Source organism: Pseudomonas mandelii (assembly GCF_006438925.1).
Taxonomy (GTDB): Bacteria; Pseudomonadota; Gammaproteobacteria; order Pseudomonadales; family Pseudomonadaceae; genus Aquipseudomonas; species Aquipseudomonas mandelii_C.
In genome coordinates this window covers 1-21732 of the sequence record NZ_RCZA01000026.1, presented here as the reverse complement: position 1 = coordinate 21732, position 21732 = coordinate 1, and the positions used below count along the sequence as shown (strand labels likewise).

Annotated in this window: 24 protein-coding genes and 2 pseudogenes; 12 read left to right on the top strand and 14 right to left on the bottom strand. The window is 58.9% G+C overall.

The genetic code is table 11. The features are described 5' to 3' along the window. Positions 1 to 24: 24 nt before the first annotated feature. Positions 25 to 789: a helix-turn-helix transcriptional regulator gene (locus EAH74_RS32050; protein ID WP_140684324.1), complete on the bottom strand. Its 765-nt coding sequence runs from the start codon at positions 787 to 789 to the stop codon at positions 25 to 27. 136 nt (positions 790 to 925) lie between these two features. On the opposite strand from EAH74_RS32050, the gene EAH74_RS32045 reads away from it, so the two are divergent. Then, entirely contained in the window at positions 926 to 1741 is an 816-nt protein-coding gene (locus tag EAH74_RS32045; protein ID WP_140684322.1) for a UDP-2,3-diacylglucosamine diphosphatase, read from the top strand. A gap of 90 nt (positions 1742 to 1831) precedes the next feature. On the opposite strand, the gene EAH74_RS32040 is transcribed toward EAH74_RS32045, so the two are convergent. Together EAH74_RS32040 and EAH74_RS32035 are read right to left on the bottom strand one after the other, a co-directional pair. After that, positions 1832 to 2422 (bottom strand): HD domain-containing protein, encoded by a 591-nt coding sequence (locus tag EAH74_RS32040; protein ID WP_123364498.1) that lies wholly within the window; start codon positions 2420 to 2422, stop codon positions 1832 to 1834. Between the two features lie 99 nt (positions 2423 to 2521). Further along, a complete protein-coding gene (locus EAH74_RS32035; RefSeq protein WP_140684320.1) occupies positions 2522 to 2833 on the bottom strand; it encodes a DUF962 domain-containing protein in 312 nt (103 codons plus the stop codon). Positions 2834 to 2993: 160 nt separating this feature from the next. Here EAH74_RS32035 and EAH74_RS32030 point away from each other — a divergent pair, with 160 nt between their 5' ends. After that, on the top strand, positions 2994 to 4055 hold the full coding sequence (locus EAH74_RS32030) for an AraC family transcriptional regulator (RefSeq protein WP_205012933.1): 1062 nt from the start codon (positions 2994 to 2996) through the stop codon (positions 4053 to 4055). Here the strand turns inward: EAH74_RS32030 and EAH74_RS32025 are convergent. Further along, positions 4012 to 5466 carry a TrkH family potassium uptake protein gene (locus EAH74_RS32025; protein WP_140684318.1) on the bottom strand — a complete coding sequence of 485 codons (1455 nt, stop codon included), beginning with the start codon at positions 5464 to 5466 and terminating at the stop codon, positions 4012 to 4014. The genes EAH74_RS32030 and EAH74_RS32025 overlap by 44 nt on opposite strands. Before the next feature lie 122 nt (positions 5467 to 5588). Here EAH74_RS32025 and EAH74_RS32020 point away from each other — a divergent pair, with 122 nt between their 5' ends. Then, positions 5589 to 6152 carry an NAD(P)H nitroreductase gene (locus EAH74_RS32020; protein ID WP_140684316.1) on the top strand — a complete coding sequence of 188 codons (564 nt, stop codon included), beginning with the start codon at positions 5589 to 5591 and terminating at the stop codon, positions 6150 to 6152. A gap of 23 nt (positions 6153 to 6175) precedes the next feature. Further along, positions 6176 to 6451: pseudogene (locus tag EAH74_RS32015) on the top strand (nitroreductase family protein); the annotation flags it as partial. Between the two features lie 113 nt (positions 6452 to 6564). Here the strand turns inward: EAH74_RS32015 and EAH74_RS32010 are convergent. The 6 genes and pseudogenes from EAH74_RS32010 to EAH74_RS31980 form a co-directional block, all read right to left on the bottom strand. Continuing rightward, a pseudogene (locus EAH74_RS32010) lies at positions 6565 to 7829 on the bottom strand (sensor histidine kinase). Positions 7830 to 7896: 67 nt separating this feature from the next. Then, positions 7897 to 8346 carry an LTXXQ domain protein gene (locus tag EAH74_RS32005; protein ID WP_056742175.1) on the bottom strand — a complete coding sequence of 150 codons (450 nt, stop codon included), beginning with the start codon at positions 8344 to 8346 and terminating at the stop codon, positions 7897 to 7899. Between the two features lie 328 nt (positions 8347 to 8674). Further along, positions 8675 to 9352: a response regulator transcription factor gene (locus tag EAH74_RS31995; protein ID WP_103394694.1), complete on the bottom strand. Its 678-nt coding sequence runs from the start codon at positions 9350 to 9352 to the stop codon at positions 8675 to 8677. Positions 9353 to 9359: 7 nt separating this feature from the next. Continuing rightward, the gene (locus tag EAH74_RS31990) at positions 9360 to 9773 is read right to left on the bottom strand and encodes a translation initiation factor 2 (protein ID WP_140684314.1); all 414 of its coding nucleotides are present in this window, start codon (positions 9771 to 9773) and stop codon (positions 9360 to 9362) included. 110 nt (positions 9774 to 9883) lie between these two features. Then, a complete protein-coding gene (locus tag EAH74_RS31985; RefSeq protein WP_008156126.1) occupies positions 9884 to 10183 on the bottom strand; it encodes a YciI family protein in 300 nt (99 codons plus the stop codon). A gap of 1 nt (position 10184) precedes the next feature. Next, the gene (locus tag EAH74_RS31980) at positions 10185 to 10781 is read right to left on the bottom strand and encodes a septation protein A (RefSeq protein WP_123364505.1); all 597 of its coding nucleotides are present in this window, start codon (positions 10779 to 10781) and stop codon (positions 10185 to 10187) included. A gap of 87 nt (positions 10782 to 10868) precedes the next feature. On the opposite strand from EAH74_RS31980, the gene EAH74_RS31975 reads away from it, so the two are divergent. The 6 genes from EAH74_RS31975 (at position 10869) to rluB (ending at position 15814) form a co-directional block, all read left to right on the top strand. Continuing rightward, positions 10869 to 11732 (top strand): PHP domain-containing protein, encoded by an 864-nt coding sequence (locus EAH74_RS31975; protein ID WP_140684312.1) that lies wholly within the window; start codon positions 10869 to 10871, stop codon positions 11730 to 11732. Positions 11733 to 11745: 13 nt separating this feature from the next. Beyond that, the gene (locus EAH74_RS31970) at positions 11746 to 12375 is read left to right on the top strand and encodes an L-threonylcarbamoyladenylate synthase (protein ID WP_140684338.1); all 630 of its coding nucleotides are present in this window, start codon (positions 11746 to 11748) and stop codon (positions 12373 to 12375) included. Next, complete coding sequence (locus EAH74_RS31965; RefSeq protein WP_140684310.1) at positions 12376 to 13197, top strand: segregation and condensation protein A; 822 nt, start codon at positions 12376 to 12378, stop codon at positions 13195 to 13197. An 11-nt stretch (positions 13198 to 13208) separates the two neighbouring features. Continuing rightward, positions 13209 to 14198 (top strand): SMC-Scp complex subunit ScpB, encoded by a 990-nt coding sequence (gene scpB, locus EAH74_RS31960; protein ID WP_140684308.1) that lies wholly within the window; start codon positions 13209 to 13211, stop codon positions 14196 to 14198. 5 nt (positions 14199 to 14203) lie between these two features. Next, complete coding sequence (locus tag EAH74_RS31955) at positions 14204 to 14395, top strand: DUF1289 domain-containing protein (RefSeq protein WP_140684306.1); 192 nt, start codon at positions 14204 to 14206, stop codon at positions 14393 to 14395. A 120-nt stretch (positions 14396 to 14515) separates the two neighbouring features. Further along, complete coding sequence (gene rluB, locus EAH74_RS31950; protein ID WP_140684304.1) at positions 14516 to 15814, top strand: 23S rRNA pseudouridine(2605) synthase RluB; 1299 nt, start codon at positions 14516 to 14518, stop codon at positions 15812 to 15814. A gap of 190 nt (positions 15815 to 16004) precedes the next feature. Here the strand turns inward: rluB and EAH74_RS31945 are convergent, their stop codons facing one another. Further along, complete coding sequence (locus EAH74_RS31945) at positions 16005 to 16970, bottom strand: leucyl aminopeptidase (protein WP_140684302.1); 966 nt, start codon at positions 16968 to 16970, stop codon at positions 16005 to 16007. A gap of 69 nt (positions 16971 to 17039) precedes the next feature. Beyond that, a complete protein-coding gene (locus EAH74_RS33170) occupies positions 17040 to 17177 on the bottom strand; it encodes a hypothetical protein (RefSeq protein WP_170206655.1) in 138 nt (45 codons plus the stop codon). Positions 17178 to 18106: 929 nt separating this feature from the next. Between EAH74_RS33170 and EAH74_RS31935 the strand changes: the two genes are divergently transcribed. Next, entirely contained in the window at positions 18107 to 19519 is a 1413-nt protein-coding gene (locus EAH74_RS31935; protein ID WP_140684298.1) for an amino acid permease, read from the top strand. A 60-nt stretch (positions 19520 to 19579) separates the two neighbouring features. On the opposite strand, the gene EAH74_RS31930 is transcribed toward EAH74_RS31935, so the two are convergent. Further along, the gene (locus tag EAH74_RS31930) at positions 19580 to 20422 is read right to left on the bottom strand and encodes an alpha/beta fold hydrolase (RefSeq protein ID WP_140684296.1); all 843 of its coding nucleotides are present in this window, start codon (positions 20420 to 20422) and stop codon (positions 19580 to 19582) included. A 273-nt stretch (positions 20423 to 20695) separates the two neighbouring features. Here EAH74_RS31930 and EAH74_RS31925 point away from each other — a divergent pair, with 273 nt between their 5' ends. Next, positions 20696 to 21196 (top strand): Hcp family type VI secretion system effector, encoded by a 501-nt coding sequence (locus EAH74_RS31925; protein WP_140684294.1) that lies wholly within the window; start codon positions 20696 to 20698, stop codon positions 21194 to 21196. Between the two features lie 284 nt (positions 21197 to 21480). Here EAH74_RS31925 and EAH74_RS31915 read toward each other — a convergent pair. Next, a partial coding sequence (locus tag EAH74_RS31915) for a transposase domain-containing protein (protein ID WP_140681767.1) occupies positions 21481 to 21732 on the bottom strand: 252 nt, incomplete at its 5' end.

Below are 21732 nucleotides of genomic sequence, written 5' to 3'. Positions count from 1 at the left end.
CGCCCCGCTACGTCTGTCGCCAGACTATCGTCCTTTGTCGCCAGCCTCTCGGCGCAACTTGCCAGGCGATGCGCCAAACTCCCGCAACACCGCGGCCGCGAAGGCACTCTGCGAACTGTAACCGACTCGACTGGCAACCTCGCCGATGGGCAATGGCGAATCCCGCAGCAGTCCCACAGCGATATGCAGACGTCGACTGCGGATGTAATCCATCGGCGTCTGCCCGCATTCAGCAACGAACCGCGCATGCAGCCGAGCGCTGGACAGACCGGCGACGCGCGCCAGATCGGCGACTTGAAGTGGATAGGCTGCGTACTGATCGATGTGCGCATTCAGCGCCGCATAAGGCAGGCGCCGACCACCGACGATCTCGGGTTTGGCGTTGTTGAGGCTGGCCAGCAACAACACCGCGCCTTGTTGCGCGATCAGTGGATCGCTGACCTGACTGCCCGCCAACCAACTGACCAATTGGCTTTGTCCGGCATCCAGCGACAGGCGACCGGCGTTGTCGAGTAAACGACGACTGGCTTCGGCGTGATCACCCAGGGACTGAGAAACCCATTGGTCGCTGGGCACGTCCAGTACCAGGCAACGGCTGCCATTGGCGCTACCGCAGGCGTGATGGAAACCGGACGGCACCACCACGAAACTCTGTTGAATCACCTGACTGCCACGCCCGTCGACCTCGAAATCCAGCGCACCCGACAGCCCAAACACCAGCTGCGCGTGGTCGTGGCTATGGACGATCAGGTCATGAGTGTATTGGCGTAGCATGAGGATCGGTCTCATCGCAGGTCTCCCGGGCAAGGCTGCCAGTCTACACCGAGGGCAATCGTGGGGCGCTGTCACAGGACTGACTCGCCACTGTCATGGGCAATTAACCCGACCGGCGCAAGCTTGCAAAAACTTTTCCAGAGGGTTGCCCATGACCAGCGCCGAGCTCGCCAAACCCAGTCGTAAGCAACGTGTGCGGACCTTGTGGATTTCCGACGTGCATCTGGGTACCCGGGATTGCCAGGCCGAACACCTGTCGCAGTTTCTCAAGGGCTATCACGCGGACAAGATCTACCTGGTCGGCGACATCATCGATGGCTGGAAGCTGCGCGGCGGCATGTACTGGCCTCAGGCGCACACGAATGTGATCCGCCGTTTGCTGACCATGAGCAAGCGCGGCACCGAGGTGATCTACGTCACCGGCAACCACGACGAATTCCTGCGCCGCTATTCGAAGCTGATTCTGGGCAATATCCAACTGGTGGATGAAGCCGTGCACGTGACCGCCGATGGTCGCCATCTTCTGGTCATTCATGGTGATCAGTTTGACGTGATCACGAGGTATCACCGCTGGCTGGCCTTTCTCGGCGACTCGGCCTACGAATTCACCCTGACCCTCAACCGCTGGCTCAACCATTGGCGCGCACGCTATGGCTACGGTTACTGGTCGCTGTCGGCGTATCTCAAGCACAAGGTCAAAACCGCGGTCAGCTTCATCAGCGATTTCGAAGAAGCCATCGCGCACGAATGCGTCAAACGCGAGTTGCACGGCGTGGTGTGCGGGCACATTCACCATGCCGAGATTCGCAAGGTCGGCGGGGTGGATTACCTCAATTGCGGGGATTGGGTGGAGTCATGCACCGCGCTGATCGAGCATTGGGACGGATCGATCGAGTTGTATCGATTGGCGGATGCCCAGGCGCGGGAGGCCGAGTTGAAGCTGGTGAAAGTCACAGAGCCGGCGTAGTCCGCAAAAGCAAAGATCGCAGCCTTCGGCAGCTCCTACAGGGATCGTGTTTCCATGTAGGAGCTGCCGAAGGCTGCGATCTTTTGATTTTCAGGCTGGCGAATGTTCTTCCATCGCCGCCTTGTAAATCGAGTGCTTGGGCTGTGCAAACAACCGCTCCATCATCGGTTCAAAGAAGCTCAGCGGCAGGGTGTCATACGCGGGATCAAACGCCGCTGCGTCATATTTGGCGCAAAACTCAATGGTCGCCTGATACTGCGGATGCCCGCTGAATTGCTCGCGCAAATGCCGGTCCATCCCTAGATGATGGAAGAAGTAATACCCCTGGAAAATTCCGTGTTTCTCGACCATCCACAGGTTCTCGGCGCTGACGAACGGCTTGAGGATTGCCGCAGCGATGTCCGGGTGGTTGTAGGAACCCAAGGTGTCGCCAATGTCGTGAAGCAGCGCGCAGACCACGTATTCTTCATCGCGGCCATCGCGCCAGGCACGGCTGGCGGTTTGCAGGGAATGGGTCAGACGATCCACCGGGAAGCCGCCAAAATCACCCTCCAGTAATTTCAGGTGCGCCACAATCCGTGTCGGTAATTGCCTTGCATAGGCACCGAAATCTGCGGCGATGATCGCCCAGTCTTCCTGCGTGCCGTCCTGCATATGGGTGAAACGGGCGCTGGCATTCATCGGCCATCCTCTTGTTCTTATCGAAAGGGATTTTTTGAGTGTAGGACCTGGATCCAATACCGCACTGGCTGAGCAGGACGCTTTTGTGGCCCATCGGGCCTAGAACGGCACGCGACCCAGAATCATGTCTCGGTACATGACGAAATCGCCGAGCAGACTGTAAAACGGATGTTGAAAGGTCGCAGGACGGTTCTTCTCGAAGAAGAAATGCCCGGCCCAGGCGAAGCTGTAACCCGCCAGCGGTAGAGCCAACAACAGCAGCCAGGCGCCTTTGCCGATAGTCAGGGCCAGAATGAAAATAACCAGCGTCGTGCCGATAAAGTGCATTCGTCGGCAGGTACTGTTGCTGTGTTCGCTGAGGTAATACGGGTAGAACTCAGCGAAGCTGTTGAAACGTTTGATGTTTTCCACGACTGCGATCTCTGTGGTTATTGTTCTGGCTGCAAGATGTTCTGCGGGTAGCTTATTTGAGTCTAGAGTGATCATTGGCATCAGCCAGTGACAATAGGCGCCACTTTAGTATCCTTCGGAAATTGGCCGTAGCATGCGGCTCATCATGTAAGTGGACGACATGAGCGAACGAACGACTTCTGCAAGCTGGGCGATGGGGATTGTCAAAGCACTGGAGATGGACGGCCTGGATTGCCGGGTTCTGTTCAAGCAGCTGGGGCTCGACTACGCGGCACTGGATGATCCGGATGCGCGCTTCCCGCAAGATTCCATGACACGACTGTGGCAGCGCGCGGTTGAGCTGTCCGGTAACCCGGCGATTGGCCTGAACATGGGCAAGGTGGTGCGACCGGCCTCCTTCCATGTGGCGGGCTACGCCTTGATGTCCAGCCAGACCCTGGCCGAAGGCTTTCAACGGCTGGTGCGCTATCAGCGGATTATTGCCGAAAGTGCCGACCTGAGTTTCCGGTTGTTGGAGGAGGGTTATGCGCTGATTCTGACGGTCCACGGCGACCATCTGCCACCGACCCGGCAGAGCGCCGAAGCGTCACTGGCCTGTGCCCTGGCGCTGTGCGGCTGGTTGACCGGGCGCACTCTGCAACCGCGCAAGGTGCTAGTGCAGGGCGATCAGCCCGCCGATCTTGAACCCTACAAACAAGCCTTCCATGCGCCTTTGGTGTTCAACGCGCCTTATGACGCCTTGATCTTCGAACGCGCTGACATGGAGGCGCCGCTGCCTACCGCCAATGAGGCGATGGCGCTGTTGCATGACCGGTTTGCCGGTGAGTACCTGGCGCGGTTTTCCGAGAGTCGCGTGACCCACAAGGCGCGGCAGGTGCTGTGCCGTTTGCTGCCCCAGGGCGAACCCAAGCGCGATACCGTGGCGCAGACGCTGCACCTGTCGCAACGCACCTTGCAGCGACGCTTGCAGGAAGAGGGCACGAGTTTTCAGACGTTGCTGGACGACACGCGACGTGAACTGGCTGAGCAATACCTGGCGCAGCCGACCATGACCCTGCTGGAAATTGCCTACCTGCTGGGGTTCGCCGATCCGAGCAACTTCTTCCGCGCTTTCCGCCGCTGGTTCGACGCCACCCCCGGCGAGTATCGGACGCGGCTGATGGGCGCGCCTGCTCCTGTCAGTGACGCCAGAACGCCGGAATACACAGAACAAACACCGTAATGATCTCGAGCCGGCCCAACAGCATGCCGAACGAGAGAATCCACTTGGCAGCGTCCGGCAGGGTGGCGAAGTTGCCCGCCGGGCCAATGGTCTCGCCCAGTCCCGGACCGACGCCGGACACCGTGCTGGCTGCACCGGTAAGGGCGGTCATCCAGTCCACGCCGAGCAATGACAACAGCAGCGCGATGACGCAGATGGTGATGGCGAAGAAGAACGAAAAGGTCAGGATCGAACGCACGATCTCTTCGTCGAGGCGGTGGCCGTTGTACTTCTGCTTGATCACTGCGCGCGGGTGAATCAACTGGTTAAGGTTGGCCTTGAGCAGGATGTAGGCGACCTGGAAGCGGAAAATCTTGATCCCGCCGGCGGTCGAGCCCGAGCAGCCGCCGACAAAACCCAGATAGAAGAACAGCATCAGCGAGAAATTGCCCCAGAGGCTGTAGTCCCCCAGCGCAAATCCTGTGGTCGTTACCACCGAGGTCACGTTCAGCGCCACATGCCGCAGCGCCTCCAGCCAATGCAGCTGGGTGGTCCACCAGTACCAGGTGCCGAGCACCAGCCAGGTCACCAGCAACATGCCGAGCAAGCCTTGAACCTGCTGATCCTTGATCAGTGCTTTGCGGTTACCGCGCAAGGTCGCTACATACAGGGTGAACGGCAGGCTGCCGAGGATCATGATGACGATCGCCACCCAGTGCACCGCCGGTTGCGTCCACTTGGCCAGAGACTGGTCGGACGTTGAGAAACCACCGGTGGAAATCGCCGACATCGCGTGGTTGATCGCATCGAACAGGCTCATGCCCGCCCACCAGAACGCCAGGCCGCCGACAATGGTGATGCCGACGTAGGCCGCAACGATCAAACGCGCCACCATGTGCGAACGGGGCATGATTTTTTCGGAACGGTCCGACGACTCGGTCTGAAACAGCCGCATGCCACCGATGCGCAGCAGTGGCAGAATCGCTACCGCCATGCCGATGAAGCCGATGCCGCCGATCCAGTGCAGCAACGAGCGCCACATCAGAATGCCGGGGGACATGGTGTCCAGGCCCGTGAGCACCGTCGACCCGGTGGCGGTAATGCCGGACATGCTTTCGAAGAACGAGTCGGTGTAGCTGATGCGCTGGGTCAGCAGAAATGGCAGCGCAGCAAAGATGCACACCACCACCCAGCTGCTGACGGTCAGCAGGTACATGTCTCGCGGACGCAGGTGTACATGTTCCGGGCGACCGGGGATGACCAGGGCGAGGCCGGCGACAAAGGTAATCATGCTCGCCCAGAGAAACGACGGCAGGTCGCCCGTGCGGTCGAAAATCACCAGCGTGGCCATGGGCACGACCATGGCGATGGCCAGCGTGATCAGGAAGATGCCGATGATGAAACCAATAGTCCGTAAGGTCGGCAACGCCATGAAGTCCGCTCGGGCTGAAATAGGGAAGGGCGCCATTCTACCTGCGGGGCAGGGCATGTAAACCGGCACTCCCGGAGTGGTTGCAGCTAGAATAGCCAAACATTTTTTTCAGGAGGTGGCCGATGCAGGCTCTCGACGCTTTGCTCAACCGTGTTTCCGTTCCACGACTGCTCGAACCGGCACCGACCGCAGAACAACGCGAAGTGCTGTTTGGCGCCGCGATGCGAGCGCCAGACCATGGTCACTTGCAGCCTTGGCGCTTCCTGACAGTCGAAGGCGCGGCGCGCGAGCAAATGGGCGAGTTGCTGGCCGAAGCGGCGAAGCTGCAGGACAGTGAGGTGTCCGAGGCGGCGCTGGACAAGGCGCGTAACGGGCCACTGCGCGCGCCACTGGTGGTTGTGGTGATCGCGCGGTTGCAGGATCACGTTAAATATCCGAAGTCCGAACAACTACTGGCGGCGGGTTGTGCAGCTCACGGGATTTTGCTGGCGGCTTATGCGCAAGGGATTGGCGCGGTGTGGCGCACGGGTGAACTGGCGTATTCGGCGCATGTGGCCAAGGGGTTGGGCTTGGCTGAAGGGGAAGAGGTGATTGCGTTTCTTTACCTTGGCACGCCGCAGAAGGAACCGCGCGTGGCGGAGAAAGTCGACCTGGCTGAATTCGTCAGCGCTTGGCCTAAGGGTTAAAGATCAAAAGATCGCAGCCTCNGCGGTTGCAGGATCACGTTAAATATCCGAAGTCCGAACAACTACTGGCGGCGGGTTGTGCAGCTCACGGGATTTTGCTGGCGGCTTATGCGCAAGGGATTGGCGCGGTGTGGCGCACGGGTGAACTGGCGTATTCGGCGCATGTGGCCAAGGGGTTGGGCTTGGCTGAAGGGGAAGAGGTGATTGCGTTTCTTTACCTTGGCACGCCGCAGAAGGAACCGCGCGTGGCGGAGAAAGTCGACCTGGCTGAATTCGTCAGCGCTTGGCCTAAGGGTTAAAGATCAAAAGATCGCAGCCTCGTTGCACTCGACAGCTCCTACAGGTGTGCGCGTAGCTCTTGTAGGAGCTGTCGAGTGCAACGAGGCTGCGATCTTTTCAAATCACCACTGCACTACGGCTGAACCACCGCCCCCGGCACCAACGGTAATTCCAGGCTGGCAATAAATCCGCCGTCGGGATGATTAGCCAGCACCAGACTCCCGCCGTGCCGTTCCGCCGCACGGCGCGCAACGCAGCCTCTACGCCCGGCCCATGGTCGCGCACACTGACCACAATCCGCTCACCTTGACGCACCGCCTGCATTTCAATCGATTGCCCCACCGGGTTGAACCGCTGAGCATTGCGCAGCAGGTTGTCGACGGCGCGCTCGATCATCGTCGGCCAGCCTTTAAGGTTCAGCTGCGGCTCGGCCTCAAGGTGCACGTTCTGCTCCGGCGAACCCAATTGAGCATCCTTTTGCAGCGTGTTGAGCAGTGCATTGAGATCAACCTCTTCAGCGCTGGCGTTGTCGGCATCGACCCGAGCCAGAACCAGGATTTCGCTGATCAGTGCTTCCAGTCGATCGCACTCCCGAGTGAGGCGCGGCCAGAGTTTTTGCCGTTCTTCAGGGTTGGCTCGCTCGGCCAGGGCCAGCGCAATGCGCAACCGGGCAAGCGGTGAGCGCAGCTCATGGGACACATCCCGCAGCAACTGTCGCTGGCTGCCGATCAAACTTTGCAGACGCGCGCCCATGCGGTTGAAGTCGTTGGCCAGCACGCCGAACTCATCGCGGCGGTTGGCCAGTTTCACCAGGCTGTTTTGTTGGTAGGTGGTTTGCCCCAGATCATGCACCGCGCCGCGTAAACGGCTGAGGGGACGGGTGATGGAAAGGGTCACGAGCAAGCTGAACAGGGTCAGTACTACCAATGCGATACCCAGCGCACTCAATGGCCAAAGCAAGCTTTCGCGATGCCAGGCGTCCAGTTCCGGGTGCGGAATGCGATAAATCAGAAGGTAGGTGTCGCCGGTTTTTTCGCTGGTGTACTCGGCGGTCAGACGACGCCATGGCAGGCGACGGTCGTCGTTGTTCTGCCGCGCTTCGAAGGCAGCCGCCCTGCGTGGGAAGGTACCGCGCACCACCGGATCACCGCTCTCGTTGAGCACTTGAACGTCGATGTGATATTGGCGCTTGCGCTGTTCCAGAATGTCCTGGGCCGCGTCTTCACCCTGTGACTCGTAGGTTTGCGTCCACTGCTCGGCCAAGGTATTGAGGCCCGGATGGCGGCTGAGAATCCACGCGTCCTGATTGAGCATGTGCCCCAGCAGAATGGAAAGCCCTGCAACCAGAGCGATGGCCAGCCAGAAGCTGGCCAGAATACGCCAGAACAATGAGCGCACAGAAAATCCTCAAGCAAAGAAAGCCCAACGGTGATTAACCGTTGGGCTGTGATATGACGCTAGAACATTATTGCGCCTTTTGCGGCTGTTGCGCTTTCCAGGCCTTGAACTCGGCCCATTCAGCGCGACGCTCAGCCTGTTTCTTCTGGATCTCGTCGAATTGCTTCTGTTGATCCGGTTTCAGCAAGGCACGCACGTCGGCTTCAGCTTTCTTGTGGTTGGCCGCCATTTCATCTTTCATGGCTTTCTGGTCGGCTGGCGAAAGTTTTTCCAGGTACTTGTCGACCACTTGCTGACGCTCATGCATCTGCTCGCCCATGATTTTGCGGATCTGCTCGCGCTGTTCGCGGCTCAGGTCCAGCTGGCTGTACGGGCCTTTGCCGTGCATGCCGTGCATCTGACCGCCATGGCGTGAGCCGTCCATCGGGCCACCCATCGGGCCGGCACCTTCAGGCATGGCCATGGCAACGGTCGGCAGGGCGGCAGCGAACATCAGAGCGATAAGAGTCTTGCGCATGGTGAATCTCCTTGTCTCGTTCCCGGTACGTTCCGGATTGAGTACAGATTACGGAGATCAAGGTCAGCGGCGGTCAGCGGAGCGTAAAGCTTGGGTAAAGACGATTTTGTAGCTTCCTGACAAATCCAACACTTTCACCGACTTCTCTAACGAAACATGACTTGTGTAGCAACTGCCGAGCCCGCGAGGCTGCGTTCGGCTGCGCAGCAGTCGTGAATTCAGGCACCGCGGACTTTCAGGCGAACCGAGCGCGCAGGGTTTACGACTGCTGCGCAGCCGAACGCAGCCTCGCGGGCTCGGCAGCTGCTACAAAACGGATCGCGTGGTTTCAGAGGCTGTAGTAGTAACCACGGCTGCGCAGGGCCACGATGCGTGGGCGGCCGTCGGGGTGCGGGCCGATTTTTTTGCGCAGGTTGCTGACGTGCATGTCCAGGCTACGGTCGTACAGCGTCAGCTTGCGGCCGAGGGCGATTTGCGCCAGTTCCTGTTTGTCCAGCGGCTCGCCGGGTTGCTTGAGCAGGGCTTCGAGCAAACGGCTTTCGGAAACGGTGAGGGTGAATTCCTGTTCATCGATACTGACGACGCCACGCACCGGGCTGAAACACAGGTCGCCCAGTTCCATCTGGCTGGACACCGCCGCCGGATGACTGCGGCGCAACACGGCGCGCAGGCGGGCTGTCAGTTCCCGTGGGTCGCACGGTTTGGCCAGGTAATCGTCAGCGCCGAGTTCCAGGCCGAGGATGCGGTCCAGCGGCTCGCCGCGAGCCGAGAGCATCAGCACCGGCAAGTCCGGGTGATCGCTGCGCAATTGCTTGAGCAGCTCCAGGCCGCTGCCGTCAGGCAGCATCACGTCCAGCACGACGGCAGCCGGGGAGGTTTCGGCCAGCGCACGGCGTGCACTTTGACCGTCGTGGCAGGCGCGGACCTGGAAGCCTTCCTGGCTCAGCCAACTGCTCAGGAGCTCACACAGCTCCTGGTCATCATCAATTAATAACAGCTCGCTCATGACTCACTCAATTTAGCCATTGCCTACGTTTTCTGGTGGCACCACTGGCGAAGATACCGCAGAGCAGCGCCAATAGCGCTACTCCGCCGCCGATGACGAACCACTGTTGCTGATCGGTCAATAGACGCGGCAGCGGGCTGCTGGCCTGGGCTTCCTTAAGTTGCAGCTTGAGGCGCTGATTCTCTTGGCGCAACCGGCTCAGCTGAGCGCTTTCGCGTTCGGCATCGGTATTTTGCAGTTGTTTGCTCAGTTCTTCTCGTTGCTGTTCGCTTACCTTCAAGCGCTGTTGTAACTGGGTGATCTGGCTGCCGGCGCTCAGGGACAATGGCGTGGAGCTACCGCCCTCGGCGCTTTCTTCACCGTGAGCAGGGACCACAATCGACAACGTCACCAACATCAGACACAACGGACCTTTGCGCATCGCCACTCCTGATTCCAATACGAGTATTGGGCAGGTTGTCGGCCGGTAAACGAGAATAATGAGCGTTGAGCGCGCGATGAACCGATAAGGTTCATCGCGCTGGAGGGATATTACGGCAGGACTTGCTTGAACGGCTTGACCGAAACGTTGGCGTAGACGCCTGCGGCGATATACGGGTCGGCGTCGGCCCAGGCCTGTGCGGCGCTCAGTGAGTCGAATTCGGCGACGATCAGGCTGCCGGTGAAACCCGCAGCGCCCGGATCATTGCTGTCGACCGCCGGGTGTGGACCGGCCAAAACGATGCGGCCTTCACCTTTGAGCACTTGCAGGCGCTCAAGGTGTGCAGGCCGTGCGGCCAGGCGGGCTTCCAGGGAGTTGGCGACGTCTGTGGCAATGATTGCGTAAAGCATGTCAGTCCTCGGTTTTTGGCGTTGTGGTATCGGCGTCGTGCAGGTGGCGGGACAGGTAAATGCCCTGGCCGACCAGGAACAGCAGCGTCATGCCCAGGCTGCCGAAGACTTTGAAGTCAACCCAGTAGTCCTGAAAGGTGAACGCGACGAACAGGTTGGCGGCACCGCAAAACAGGAAAAACCCGATCCAGGCGATGTTCAGGCGGGTCCAGACCGGCTCCGGCAGGGTCAGCGCGTGGCCCATGATGCGTTTGATCAGCAGTTGTTCACCGACGAAGTGGCTGCCAATGAACGCCAGGGCGAACAGCCAGTTCACCACCGGGGCTTTCCATTTCAGGAAGGTTTCGCTGTGGAACGCCAGGGTCAGGCTGCCGAAGACCAGGCAGGCGATGAGGGTCAGCCACTGGCTCTTCTCGAGCTTGCGCTGCTTGATGAACAGCGTGCCGTAAACCACCAGGGAGCTGATGATCAGCATGGCGGTGGCGCTGTAAATACCGCCTACAGTGACCTCGTGACCGGCGATGTCGACGACCCGGGGATCGAGTTTGAAAACGATGAAGAACAGCAGAAGCGGGATGAAATCGATGAATTGTTTCACAGTGGCAGCCAGAAGCAGGATGTGGCGGCATAATAACAAACATATGGGCGCGCGATAGCGCCAGCTGATTTGAGGTAAAAAAGTCCTGTGAATGTTGATTTGCACTGCCATAGCACGGCCTCCGATGGCGCTCTCGCGCCTGCAGTACTGGTTGCGCGTGCGTTCGAGAAAGGCGTGCGAGTCCTGGCCCTGACCGATCACGACACCCTCGAAGGCCTCGATGAGGCCCGCAGCACCGCGACTGCACTGGGGATGCAACTGGTCAATGGCGTCGAATTGTCCTGCACCTGGGGCGGCGCGACCATTCATGTGCTGGGCTACGGATTCGACGTCAACGCCCCGGCGTTGGTCGAGGCGATCGCAAAATTGCACGATGGCCGCTGGCTACGGTCCGAAGAAATAAGCCGAAAACTGGCATTGAAAGGCATGCCGGGCGCGCTGGAAGGTGCCCGGGCCATCCAGCAGGAGCTGGGTGACAGCGGCAACGCGCCGGCCCGCCCGCATTTCGCCGACTGGATGGTGCGTGAAGGTTTCGTCAAGGACCGCGCCGAAGCGTTCCGCAAATGGCTGGGCGCCGGCAAGCTGGGGGACGTCAAGCAACACTGGCCGACCCTGGAAGACACGGTCGAAACCCTGCGCGCCGCCAAGGCCTGGGTCAGCCTGGCGCATCCGTGGCACTACGATTTCACTCGCAGCAAACGTCGCCGGCTGATTGCCGACTATATTCAAGCAGGGGGCCACGCGATCGAAGTGGTCAATGGCCATCAGCCCGCCGAGCAAGTGGGCAGCCTGGCGATGCTCGCCCGTGAGTTCGGTCTGCTGGTCAGCGCCGGCAGTGATTTTCATGGCCCTGGAGGCTGGTCCGAGATCGGTGAGTACCGCCCGCTCCCGGAGGATCTGCCACCACTGTGGTGTCGATTCAAACATGACCCAATTATTGCCGCCGTCTGAACAGGTAGAGAATGTGAGTCAATTTTTCCAGATTCATCCGGAAAACCCGCAAGCGCGCCTGATCAAACAGGCTGTCGAGATCATCCGCAACGGCGGGGTGGTGATTTATCCCACAGACTCGTCCTACGCCATTGGTTGCCAGATCGGCGACAAGAACGCCGTGGAGCGCGTGCGCCGTTTGCGCGGGCTGGACGACAAGCACAATTTCGCGCTGATTTGCAGCGATCTGTCGCAACTGGGCCTGTTCGCCAAGATTGACACCGGCCTTTTCCGCTTGCTCAAGGCCCACCTGCCGGGACCGTACACCTTCATTCTGAACGCCACCCGCGAAGTCCCGCGGCTGCTGCTGCATCCGAAAAAACGCACCATCGGCCTGCGGGTGCCGAGCCATCCGATAGCCTTGGCGCTGCTTGAAGAGCTCGGCGAACCGCTGATGAGCGTGACCCTGATCCTGCCCGGCGAAACCGATCCGATGACCGATCCTTACGAAATGCGCCAGGTACTCGAGCATCAGGTCGACCTGATCATCGATGGCGGTTTCGGCGGGATCAAGGCGTCCACCGTGATCAACCTCGCCGACGGCGAGCCGCAAGTGATCCGCGTTGGTTGCGGCGACCCGACGCCGTTCATGGCCGAGGCGTAGATGTCTGCAGTAGAACCTGCTGTCGACAGTCAGGCCGGAGCCCAGCAAGAGCTGCCCTTCGCGATGGTCTATGGTCAGGCGGTCATGGAAATGCCGCTGGACCTGTACATTCCGCCGGATGCGCTTGAGGTCTTTCTCGAAGCCTTCGAAGGCCCCCTCGATTTGCTGCTGTACCTGATCCGCAAACAGAACATCAACATCCTCGACATCCCGGTGGCGGAAATCACCCGTCAGTACATGGGCTATGTCGAGTTGATGCAGTCGGTGCGTCTGGAACTGGCCGCCGAGTACCTGGTCATGGCCGCGATGCTGGCCGAGATCAAATCGCGGATGCTGCTGCCGCGTGCCGAAACGATCGAGGCCGAAGAAGACGACCCCCGCGCTGAATTGATCCGCCGCTTGCAAGAGTACGAACGCTTCAAGGCTGCCGCTGAAGGCATCGACGGTCTGAGCCGGGTCGGTCGTGACGTGGTGGTGCCCAAACTGGATGCGCCGGAGGCCCGCGCGCGCAAGCTGTTGCCGGATGTGCGCTTGTCAGAGCTGCTGTTGTCCATGGCCGAGGTCCTGCGCCGTGGCGACATGTTTGAAAGTCATCAGGTCAGCCGCGAGGCGCTGTCCACCCGCGAACGCATGAGCGATGTGCTGGAGCGCCTCAAGGGCGGCGGTTTCGTGCCCTTTGCCGAGCTGTTCACCGCTGAAGAAGGACGTCTGGGGGTGGTGGTAACCTTCATGGCGATTCTCGAACTGGTCAAGGAATCTTTGGTCGAGCTGGTGCAGAATGAGCCGTTCGCAGCGATCCACGTGCGGGCCCGAGCCGAATAACGAGTTGAATCATGAACCTGACTGAACCCCGCGAGCTGGCGCCACTGCTTGAAGCCTTTCTGTTGGCCTCGGGAAAACCGCAATCGCTTGAACGCCTGTTCGAACTCTTCGAAGAGGGCGAGCGCCCGGAGCCGCCGGTCTTCAAGAAAGCCCTGACGATTCTCGCCAAGTCCTGCGATGGCCGAGCCTTCGAGTTGAAGGAGGTGGCCTCCGGGTATCGCTTGCAGATCCGCGAAAAGTTCTCGCCGTGGGTAGGACGTTTGTGGGAAGAGCGCCCGCAGCGGTATTCCCGTGCCATGCTCGAAACCATTGCGCTGATCGCTTATCGCCAGCCAATCACCCGGGGCGAAATCGAAGACGTGCGGGGCGTGGCGGTCAACAGTCACATCGTCAAAACCTTGCTGGAGCGCGAGTGGATCCGCATCGTCGGCTACCGCGACGTGCCGGGTAAACCGGCGATGTTTGCGACCACCAAGGCCTTTCTCGATCACTTCAACCTGAAAAACCTCGACGATTTGCCACCGCTGGCGGAATTGCGCGAGCTTGAGCCTGATCCGGTGCTCGATTTCGACGACGCGCCGGTGCCTGCCGGACTGCAGGAGTTGGCCGACGCCAGCGCCGAGCCGGAAGAGCCAAAGGAAGAAACCAGTTTCCACACCCTGTTGCTGGAACTGGACACCATGGAGGAGGGGCTCAAGACCGACTTCGACGATCTGTTGCGCGATGGCGAGGTGACCGAGACCGAAGAGACCCTGGATCAGCCCGAGCCCGAGCTTGAGCCTGAAGTCGAAGTTGAACTTCAGGTCGAGCCCGAAGCCAGTGTCGAAGAAGAGCAGGAAGATGATGTGCTTGGCGTTGCCGAAGCTCGCGAGAAACTCCTGGCCGCTGTCGCTGCCCTTGAACAACACAAGCCCGAGCCCGAGTTGACCGACGAAGAAGCCGAAGCCCGGGCCCTCGCCGAAGCGATCGAGGCCGAACGCCGCGAATTTGAAGACGACTGATCAGCATGAGCTCAACCAAAGACCCCTGCATCAGCGTCTGCAAATTCACCGACGACATCTGTGTCGGCTGTGGCCGCAGCAAGCGTGAGATCAAGGCATGGTTGAAACTCGACAAAGTCGACAAGCGCACGGTGCTGGCCGAAGCGTCGCTGCGGTTGATCAAGCTCGGCGCCACCGGTCGGCGGAAATCCAGGTAAGTCGCCATTGATCAGCTAGTCTCTGATGCGCGAACGCTCCCATGAGCGTATGATTCGCGACCCTTCGGCGATCCCTTCGCCAAGTACCCCGTTTTACAGACCACACCGGGAGGTGCCCAGATGAGTATCAACGACCAGAAAGACGACCAGGAAATCGGCCCAGCAGGCGAGAAACTGCAGAAAGTCCTCGCCCGTATCGGCGTCGGCTCGCGCCGTGACGTAGAAGCCTGGATCAGCCACGGCCGCATCAAGGTCAATGGCAAAGACGCCACCCTTGGGCAGCGCGTCGACATGCACGACGCCATCACCATTGATGGCAAGGTGATCAAGCGCGAAGAAGCCGCCGAGTCGGTACGCCGTGTGATCATGTACAACAAGCCGGACGGCGAAATCTGCACCCGCCTTGATCCGGAAGGCCGTCCGACCGTTTTCGACAAGATGCCGCGCCCGAAAGAAGGTCGCTGGATCAACATCGGTCGTCTGGACATCAACACCACCGGCCTGCTGATGTTCACCACCGACGGTGAGCTGGCCAACCGCCTGATGCACCCTTCCTACGAAATGGACCGTGAATACGCGGTACGTGTGCGTGGCGAAGTCGATGACGAGATGATCGAGCGCCTGAAAGCAGGCGTCGTCCTCGAAGACGGCCCGGCCAAGTTCACCGACATCAAGCAGGCGCCAGGTGGCGAAGGTTTCAATCACTGGTACCACTGCGTGGTGATGGAAGGTCGCAACCGCGAAGTTCGTCGTCTGTGGGAATCCCAGGGCCTGGTGGTCAGCCGTCTGAAACGTGTGCGTTTCGGTCCGGTGTTCCTCAACTCCGACCTGCCGATGGGCCGCTGGCGCGAAATGAGCCAGTACGAAGTCGACATTCTGAGTGCTGAAGTCGGCTTGACTCCAGTGGCCATGCCGCAGATGAACGCCAAGAGCAAAGACAAGCTCGATCGCATGCAGCGTAAATCGTCGCGTCCGATGGGCAAGACCGAGCGTGTGCGTTCGTTGCGTCCAGCCATCGGCAACCAGACAGCGGCTACGCCACGTGATACCCGCGAACCGCATATTGAAGGCGAGCGTCCAGCCCGTAAACCAGCAGCACCTCGTGCTGACGGCGAGCGCGGTCCACGCACGCCGCGTCCGGCCAATGGTCGCGCCGAGCGCGGCGAAGGCCGTGGTGCACCAAGCGGTGGTCGCAGTGATCGCGGTGCTCCAGCCGGTCGTGGCGAGTCTCGTGGTGAGTCGGGTCGCGGTACGCCGGTGGCAGACCGTCCTTCCGACACCAAGCGCCCGGCCAAGGCACCGGCGAAGAAGCGTCCTGGCATCGTTCTGGTCGACAAGGATGCACCCTCGGGCAAACGCCGTGGTGCACCCGCCGGTTCGGGCCAGCGTCCGGGCTTCGGTCGTCGCAAGCCGGAGTAATCGGTAAGCGCCCCATGAAAAACGCCAACCTTCGGGTTGGCGTTTTTTTTCGTCTGACTTTAAGTAAGGTGGTGACTGTTCGGGCCCTTCGCGAGCAGGCTCGCTCCCACAGGTGAGCGCGTTATCTCGGTCCACTGTGGGAGCGAGCCTGCTCGCGATGAGGCCCGTAGCGGCACCGCCTACTTTGCGGCTAAAACACAAACCGCCCATCAAACACCGGCTCATCATCCAGCGCCAACACGCCGCTGGAGAAAATCAGGTCCAGATGATGGCTACCCTTCGCGCCACCGCCCAATCCTAGATGCAGCCCGCAATGGCGCTCCTCAAACCCGGCATTGCGCGCATACAGCGTCTTCACGCCTTCATTGGTGCCGATCCCCAGCTCCTCAATCCGTCGATTGGATGGATTGGCCTCCAGGTACTTGTTGAAGTCATGTTCCAGCCCCGGCACCTCGGTGGCGATTTTGCTGATGGTCGAGTTCTCGATCCACAACTCTAGCGGCGACTCCAGCACCCCGTATTTGCGGGCAAATGGAATGGTGCTGAGAAAAGTCCCCATGAATTTGACCCGGCCGTTAATGGCTTCGCTGTGCGTGGCAATCTCACCAGGCGCCAGATCGAAGTTGCCGACACCGTTGATGTCGGTCCACTTCTTGATACTGCTCAACGGTGTTTCGAACCACGAGCCGTGATCATCTTTGAAACCTAACGTGGTGGCATGGGACATGCGCTGGATCAAGTGGCTGTTCAACCCGGCAATGCGCTGCGGGGTGACGCTGAACGTGTCGTAGAAGTAATCGCCGTAATCCTTGAACAGCAGCGACTTCTTCCAGTTCTCGGCCATGACGCCTTGCAGCGCGCGGACAAAATCCGGGCCGTCGGGGCGTGGGTTGGGCAGGGTGGAGGAGTCGTAGAAGAAAATGTACAGATCGCTGTCGGCAATCGCCTGGGCCAGCAATTCCGTGGGTTTCAGATCCAGTCGCATGGCGCTGAAACTGAACCGTGGGCTGGCACCGGCCTGTTCGGCGATGGCGCTCGTCAGTGCCTGGTAATCAGCCGTGTGGCCGAGCAAGACCTTCGCCGGGTTGATGCCGGCAAGGGCAGGGTGATGTTCGAGGTAGTAAAGGAAATGCGAAATGGCGCGTTGCTTATCCATGTAGTCCTCCCTGACAAACCGAGAAAAAGTGGCAGGCACAACCGGCCGGATCGTGCCTGCCGGGATGTCTTACAGAGGCCACATCGCCGTGCCGAACGGAACAATCGCGTCGGCTTGCATCATTTCAACGGCGGCGTCATGGGTCGGTGCTTCAAACCAATCGTCCAGTTGCAGTTCAGTTTCCAAGTCTTTTTCAAGTGCTTGCATTGTGAATCTCCTAGATGACTTTTTCGGTAAGTGCAGCGGCGCGTTTTCAGTCATTGAATAACCCGCCAACTTGCTGATTGATGCGTCTCGGCAAGTCGCTGAAAACCTAGTTCACAGGTTTTTAAATTGCAAAAAAATAATCAAATAATATTTATTTGAACTTTTTATTCTGTTTTCTGTTAGGCAATTTGTTAATAAAAAACAAAAAACTAACTCGACCTTTCCCTGCGGAAACGTCCTACCGTCAATTTGCAGTCAGCCTACAGTCAGATCTGATTCGGCAAATTTACGTTACGGCATGTAAAGAAATGCTGACGAAATCAAGGCTCAAGGCCCTTGGTTTGACGTTTGCGGAAGGGATGTAAGGAAAACCTTCCGCCTGACAGCCAATTAGCCTTTCCGCAGGGCTCTGGCCCGCTTGTTTCAGGCGCGGTTGAAGGGTGAGATGCGCCCCATGCCTGTCGTGCAGGTGCATAACAAGAAGGAGGCGCAATGTACGCCGTGATTCATCTTCACCTCTCCCGTGGGGCGATTTTTCCGTCGCTTCCGTCGATGACCCGCAAAGGTCTGACTCTATTTTTGCAGCCACCCGAGACCCTCGTGGCGGACACAGGCAATCCCGGCAAATGACACGCTGATCCAGTGGTGTCTGGCAGCAGGGGGTTACAGGTGTACAATGCGCCGCGTTTTAACTGTGACCTCCTGCGCATCTGCGCAAACCTCAAGGCTATCCGCCTTGTTCACTCCGCCGCGCCACAAGCGTGTCGGGTTCGATTTCGTCACAGATAAAAACAAACAGGTGACGCATGACCGTTGTAAAAACGCTGAACTCCTTTGGCCTTCGCTGGGGTTTGATTGGCGCTGCTTGAAATCGCAACCGAGCAGCAACGTCTAACGAACATCATCAAACCTTGCGTGAGACCCTTTTCATGAGTGGACAAAACTCGCATTCAGGCGAGCTGAAACGCGGCCTGAAAAATCGCCACATTCAACTGATCGCCCTCGGTGGCGCGATCGGTACCGGGCTGTTCCTCGGCTCGGCCGGGGTACTGAAATCCGCCGGCCCGTCGATGATCCTCGGCTACGCCATCTGCGGCTTCATTGCTTTCATGATCATGCGCCAGCTTGGCGAAATGATCGTCGAAGAGCCGGTGGCCGGTTCCTTCAGCCACTTCGCCCATAAATACTGGGGCGGTTTCGCCGGCTTCCTGTCGGGCTGGAACTGCTGGATTCTGTACATTCTGGTGGGCATGTCGGAGCTGACCGCGGTCGGCAAATACATTCACTACTGGGCGCCAGACATCCCGACCTGGGTCTCGGCCGCCGGCTTCTTCGTCTTGATCAACCTGATCAACCTGGCCAACGTCAAAGTCTTTGGTGAGACCGAGTTCTGGTTCGCGATCATCAAGGTCGTGGCCATCGTCGGCATGATTGCGCTGGGCAGCTACTTGCTGGTCAGCGGCAACGGCGGCCCGCAAGCCTCGGTGAGCAACCTGTGGTCCCACGGCGGCTTCTTCCCGAATGGCGTCAGTGGTCTGGTGATGGCCATGGCGATCATCATGTTCTCCTTCGGTGGCCTGGAAATGCTCGGTTTCACCGCAGCAGAAGCTGACAAGCCGAAAACCGTGATCCCGAAAGCCATTAACCAGGTGATCTACCGGATCCTGATTTTCTACATCGGTGCACTGGTGATCCTGCTTTCGCTGACACCATGGGACAGCCTGTTGGCAACCCTGAATGCGTCCGGTGATTCCTACAGTGGCAGCCCGTTCGTGCAAGTGTTCTCAATGCTCGGCAGTAACACCGCTGCGCACATCCTCAACTTCGTGGTCCTGACCGCGGCGCTGTCGGTGTACAACAGCGGCACTTACTGCAACAGCCGCATGCTGCTAGGCATGGCCGAGCAGGGCGATGCACCGAAAGCCTTGTCTAAAATCGACAAGCGCGGCGTGCCGGTGCGTTCGATCTTGGTCTCGGCGGCGGTGACGTTGATTGCCGTGTTGCTGAACTACCTGATCCCGCAAAACGCGCTGGAACTGTTGATGTCGCTGGTGGTTGCCACCCTGGTGATCAACTGGGCGATGATCAGCTTCTCGCACTTCAAGTTCCGCCAGCACATGAACAAGACCAAGCAGACGCCGCTGTTCAAGGCCTTGTGGTACCCGTACGGGAACTACATCTGTCTGGCGTTCGTGGTGTTCATTCTGGGCGTCATGCTGCTGATTCCGGGCATCCAGATCTCGGTGTATGCGATTCCGGTGTGGGTGGCGTTCATGTGGATCTGCTACGGCATCAAGAACAAGCGCAGCGCTCAACAGGCGCTGCAAGCTGCAGTGAAATAACGCAGCAGGCAGCAAGACAAACCCGGCCATGTGCCGGGTTTGTCGTTTATGCGTCAGGCGTTATTTCTGGTCCAGAAAACTCTGTACCGAAGCATTGAAAAACTCCGGGTCCTGGATAAAGGCGAAATGGCTGACATTCGGCAGGATCAGCAAACCGGCGCCGGGGATGGCCGATGCCATGTATTCAGTGTGTTCACGCTTGATGGCTTCGTCATGGTCGCCATCAACAATCAACACAGGGCTTTTGATTTTCGCCAGGTCCTCTGTCGTCCAGTTCGGCTGGCTCGCCCACATATGGCTGATTTGCTCGACGAACGCGTCGTACTCTTTGGGTGTCGGCGACAGCTTCACGTATTCCTTGTCGGCGCGTTCGATGTAGGCGGCGAACGTCGGGTTCTTCTCGATACCTTCCTTGACCCCCGACGTTTGGGTGTTGGCGGCGAAGGCGAAGACCTTGCCGGTGCGCCGCGGGTAGCGCATCGCCAGGTCCAGCCCGAGGATGGCGCCGTCGCTCCAGCCCACGATGTCGGCGCGTTCGATCTTCAGTTTATCGAGCACCGCGATCACGTCGTCGGCCATCAGATCGTAGCCGTATGGTCGCGCGTCCCGGGAACTGCGGCCGTGGCCACGACTGTCGAGGGTAATGACGGTGTGTTTCGCCGAGAGGGCCTTGACCTGATGACCCCAGTAATCGGAGTTGGCCAGGCCACCGTGCAGCAACACGACGGGTGAGCCATGGCCGGTGATCGAGTAGTAGAGCTTGATGCCGTTGACGTCGGCACGGCCGGTTTTGGCGCTGGTGATCGGGGCCGGGGTGGCCGGCAATGTTTCCCAGCGTTCTGCGGCATGAGCAATGTTGAATGACAGCAGGACACAGAAAGCAGCAAGCAAGCGACGGGGCATAGGTGTCTCCATTCAAAAGGCCTGATCGGCGTGATCCGGATCTTTAGCGTAGAAGCCTGCCGTCAGAAGGCTAGGCGTCGGTGTTTAAAATCATGTTGCGGATAGCTTTGTAATGTTCTGAAGTCTGGTCCTACATGCGAAGTTGCCATGTACTACAGTGTTTTCTGAAAACTTAAAAAATAGAGTAAAGTTCGTTAATTCGGAATTGGCCTACAACCCGCTGGATTATTTTTTTCATAAACTGGTGCTCCAAAACATTAACGAGCGGCGCATATGGCCAGTAACAGCTACATGACTATTACCGGTAAGCGACAAGGGTTTATTTCTGCTGGTTGCTCAGGGCATAGCTCTATAGGAAACAAATGCCAGTTTGATCACGAAGACGAAATCATGGTGTTGGCGTGCTCGCATGATATGTCTACGGGCAATGAAGGCGGTGTTGCAGATGGCCGGGGCAAGCACATGCCTATCATAATCACCAAAGCAATTGATAAATCATCACCTCTGTTGGCGAGTGCGTTGCATGAGCGTGAAGAGGTCGAATGCACAATAAACTTCTACCGCACCGCTTCGGCTGGAGGGCAGGAGCGCTATTACTCAATACATCTCACCGGTGCGCGCATTGCGCATATCAGTCAGCAAGTGCCCCGCGCTATTCGTATGAACGATGCAGAGCCGCAAGAACAAGTGGCTATTCGGTATAGAGAAATTGCCTGGGCGCACGTGACCGCCGCTACAAGTGCTTATAGTTCTTGGGGGGAAGAGAGTGAATGAAGACTCTTGTGATATTCATGATGTAACGCGAGCGGCCTCTGATTTGGTTGCAGTCGGATGCAGCATTGGTACGACGCATTTTCCTGACGGTCTTACGCGGCTTCGATTTGGCTCGATTATTTCGTCCTATGCCAATGAGGTTATCCAAGCGGTCGATGAGGGGCTAATCAGCGCTTGGGACGGGGTTGAGGAGATCAGGGCTGAGTATGAAGGGTTGTCGTCAAAGGCGCGGTTTTACCGTATGCGATCCATGAACCCCACATACCCAAAGATATTTACCTCGTTTACCGTGGCATTTCTGGCGAGCAGTTCCACGGCAGTAAGGCTTCAAAGTCCTCTACCGACTCCGCATGCGGCAACCGCTCCAGTACATGGCGCAGCCACGTATAGGGCTCCTGGCCGTTGACCTTGGCGGTCTCGACCAGGCTGTAGATCTGAGCACTGGCCGTGGCGCCCTTGGGTGTATCACTGAACAGCCATGCCTTGCGCCCGATCACAAACGGTTTAATTGCACGCTCTGCCGGGTTGTTGTCGAT

Excerpts from the sequence above, each read along its gene's own strand:
- EAH74_RS32050 (WP_140684324.1), bottom strand. The coding sequence starts at position 789 with ATGAGACCGATCCTCATGCTACGCCAATACACTCATGACCTGATCGTC.
- EAH74_RS32045 (WP_140684322.1), top strand. The coding sequence starts at position 926 with ATGACCAGCGCCGAGCTCGCCAAACCCAGTCGTAAGCAACGTGTGCGG.
- EAH74_RS32040 (WP_123364498.1), bottom strand. The coding sequence starts at position 2,422 with ATGAATGCCAGCGCCCGTTTCACCCATATGCAGGACGGCACGCAGGAA.
- EAH74_RS32030 (WP_205012933.1), top strand. The coding sequence starts at position 2,994 with ATGAGCGAACGAACGACTTCTGCAAGCTGGGCGATGGGGATTGTCAAA.
- EAH74_RS32025 (WP_140684318.1), bottom strand. The coding sequence starts at position 5,466 with ATGGCGTTGCCGACCTTACGGACTATTGGTTTCATCATCGGCATCTTC.
- EAH74_RS32020 (WP_140684316.1), top strand. The coding sequence starts at position 5,589 with ATGCAGGCTCTCGACGCTTTGCTCAACCGTGTTTCCGTTCCACGACTG.
- EAH74_RS32005 (WP_056742175.1), bottom strand. The coding sequence starts at position 8,346 with ATGCGCAAGACTCTTATCGCTCTGATGTTCGCTGCCGCCCTGCCGACC.
- EAH74_RS31995 (WP_103394694.1), bottom strand. The coding sequence starts at position 9,352 with ATGAGCGAGCTGTTATTAATTGATGATGACCAGGAGCTGTGTGAGCTC.
- EAH74_RS31990 (WP_140684314.1), bottom strand. The coding sequence starts at position 9,773 with ATGCGCAAAGGTCCGTTGTGTCTGATGTTGGTGACGTTGTCGATTGTG.
- EAH74_RS31985 (WP_008156126.1), bottom strand. The coding sequence starts at position 10,183 with ATGCTTTACGCAATCATTGCCACAGACGTCGCCAACTCCCTGGAAGCC.
- EAH74_RS31965 (WP_140684310.1), top strand. The coding sequence starts at position 12,376 with ATGTCTGCAGTAGAACCTGCTGTCGACAGTCAGGCCGGAGCCCAGCAA.
- scpB (WP_140684308.1), top strand. The coding sequence starts at position 13,209 with ATGAACCTGACTGAACCCCGCGAGCTGGCGCCACTGCTTGAAGCCTTT.
- EAH74_RS31955 (WP_140684306.1), top strand. The coding sequence starts at position 14,204 with ATGAGCTCAACCAAAGACCCCTGCATCAGCGTCTGCAAATTCACCGAC.
- rluB (WP_140684304.1), top strand. The coding sequence starts at position 14,516 with ATGAGTATCAACGACCAGAAAGACGACCAGGAAATCGGCCCAGCAGGC.
- EAH74_RS31945 (WP_140684302.1), bottom strand. The coding sequence starts at position 16,970 with ATGGATAAGCAACGCGCCATTTCGCATTTCCTTTACTACCTCGAACAT.
- EAH74_RS33170 (WP_170206655.1), bottom strand. The coding sequence starts at position 17,177 with ATGCAAGCACTTGAAAAAGACTTGGAAACTGAACTGCAACTGGACGAT.
- EAH74_RS31935 (WP_140684298.1), top strand. The coding sequence starts at position 18,107 with ATGAGTGGACAAAACTCGCATTCAGGCGAGCTGAAACGCGGCCTGAAA.
- EAH74_RS31930 (WP_140684296.1), bottom strand. The coding sequence starts at position 20,422 with ATGCCCCGTCGCTTGCTTGCTGCTTTCTGTGTCCTGCTGTCATTCAAC.
- EAH74_RS31925 (WP_140684294.1), top strand. The coding sequence starts at position 20,696 with ATGGCCAGTAACAGCTACATGACTATTACCGGTAAGCGACAAGGGTTT.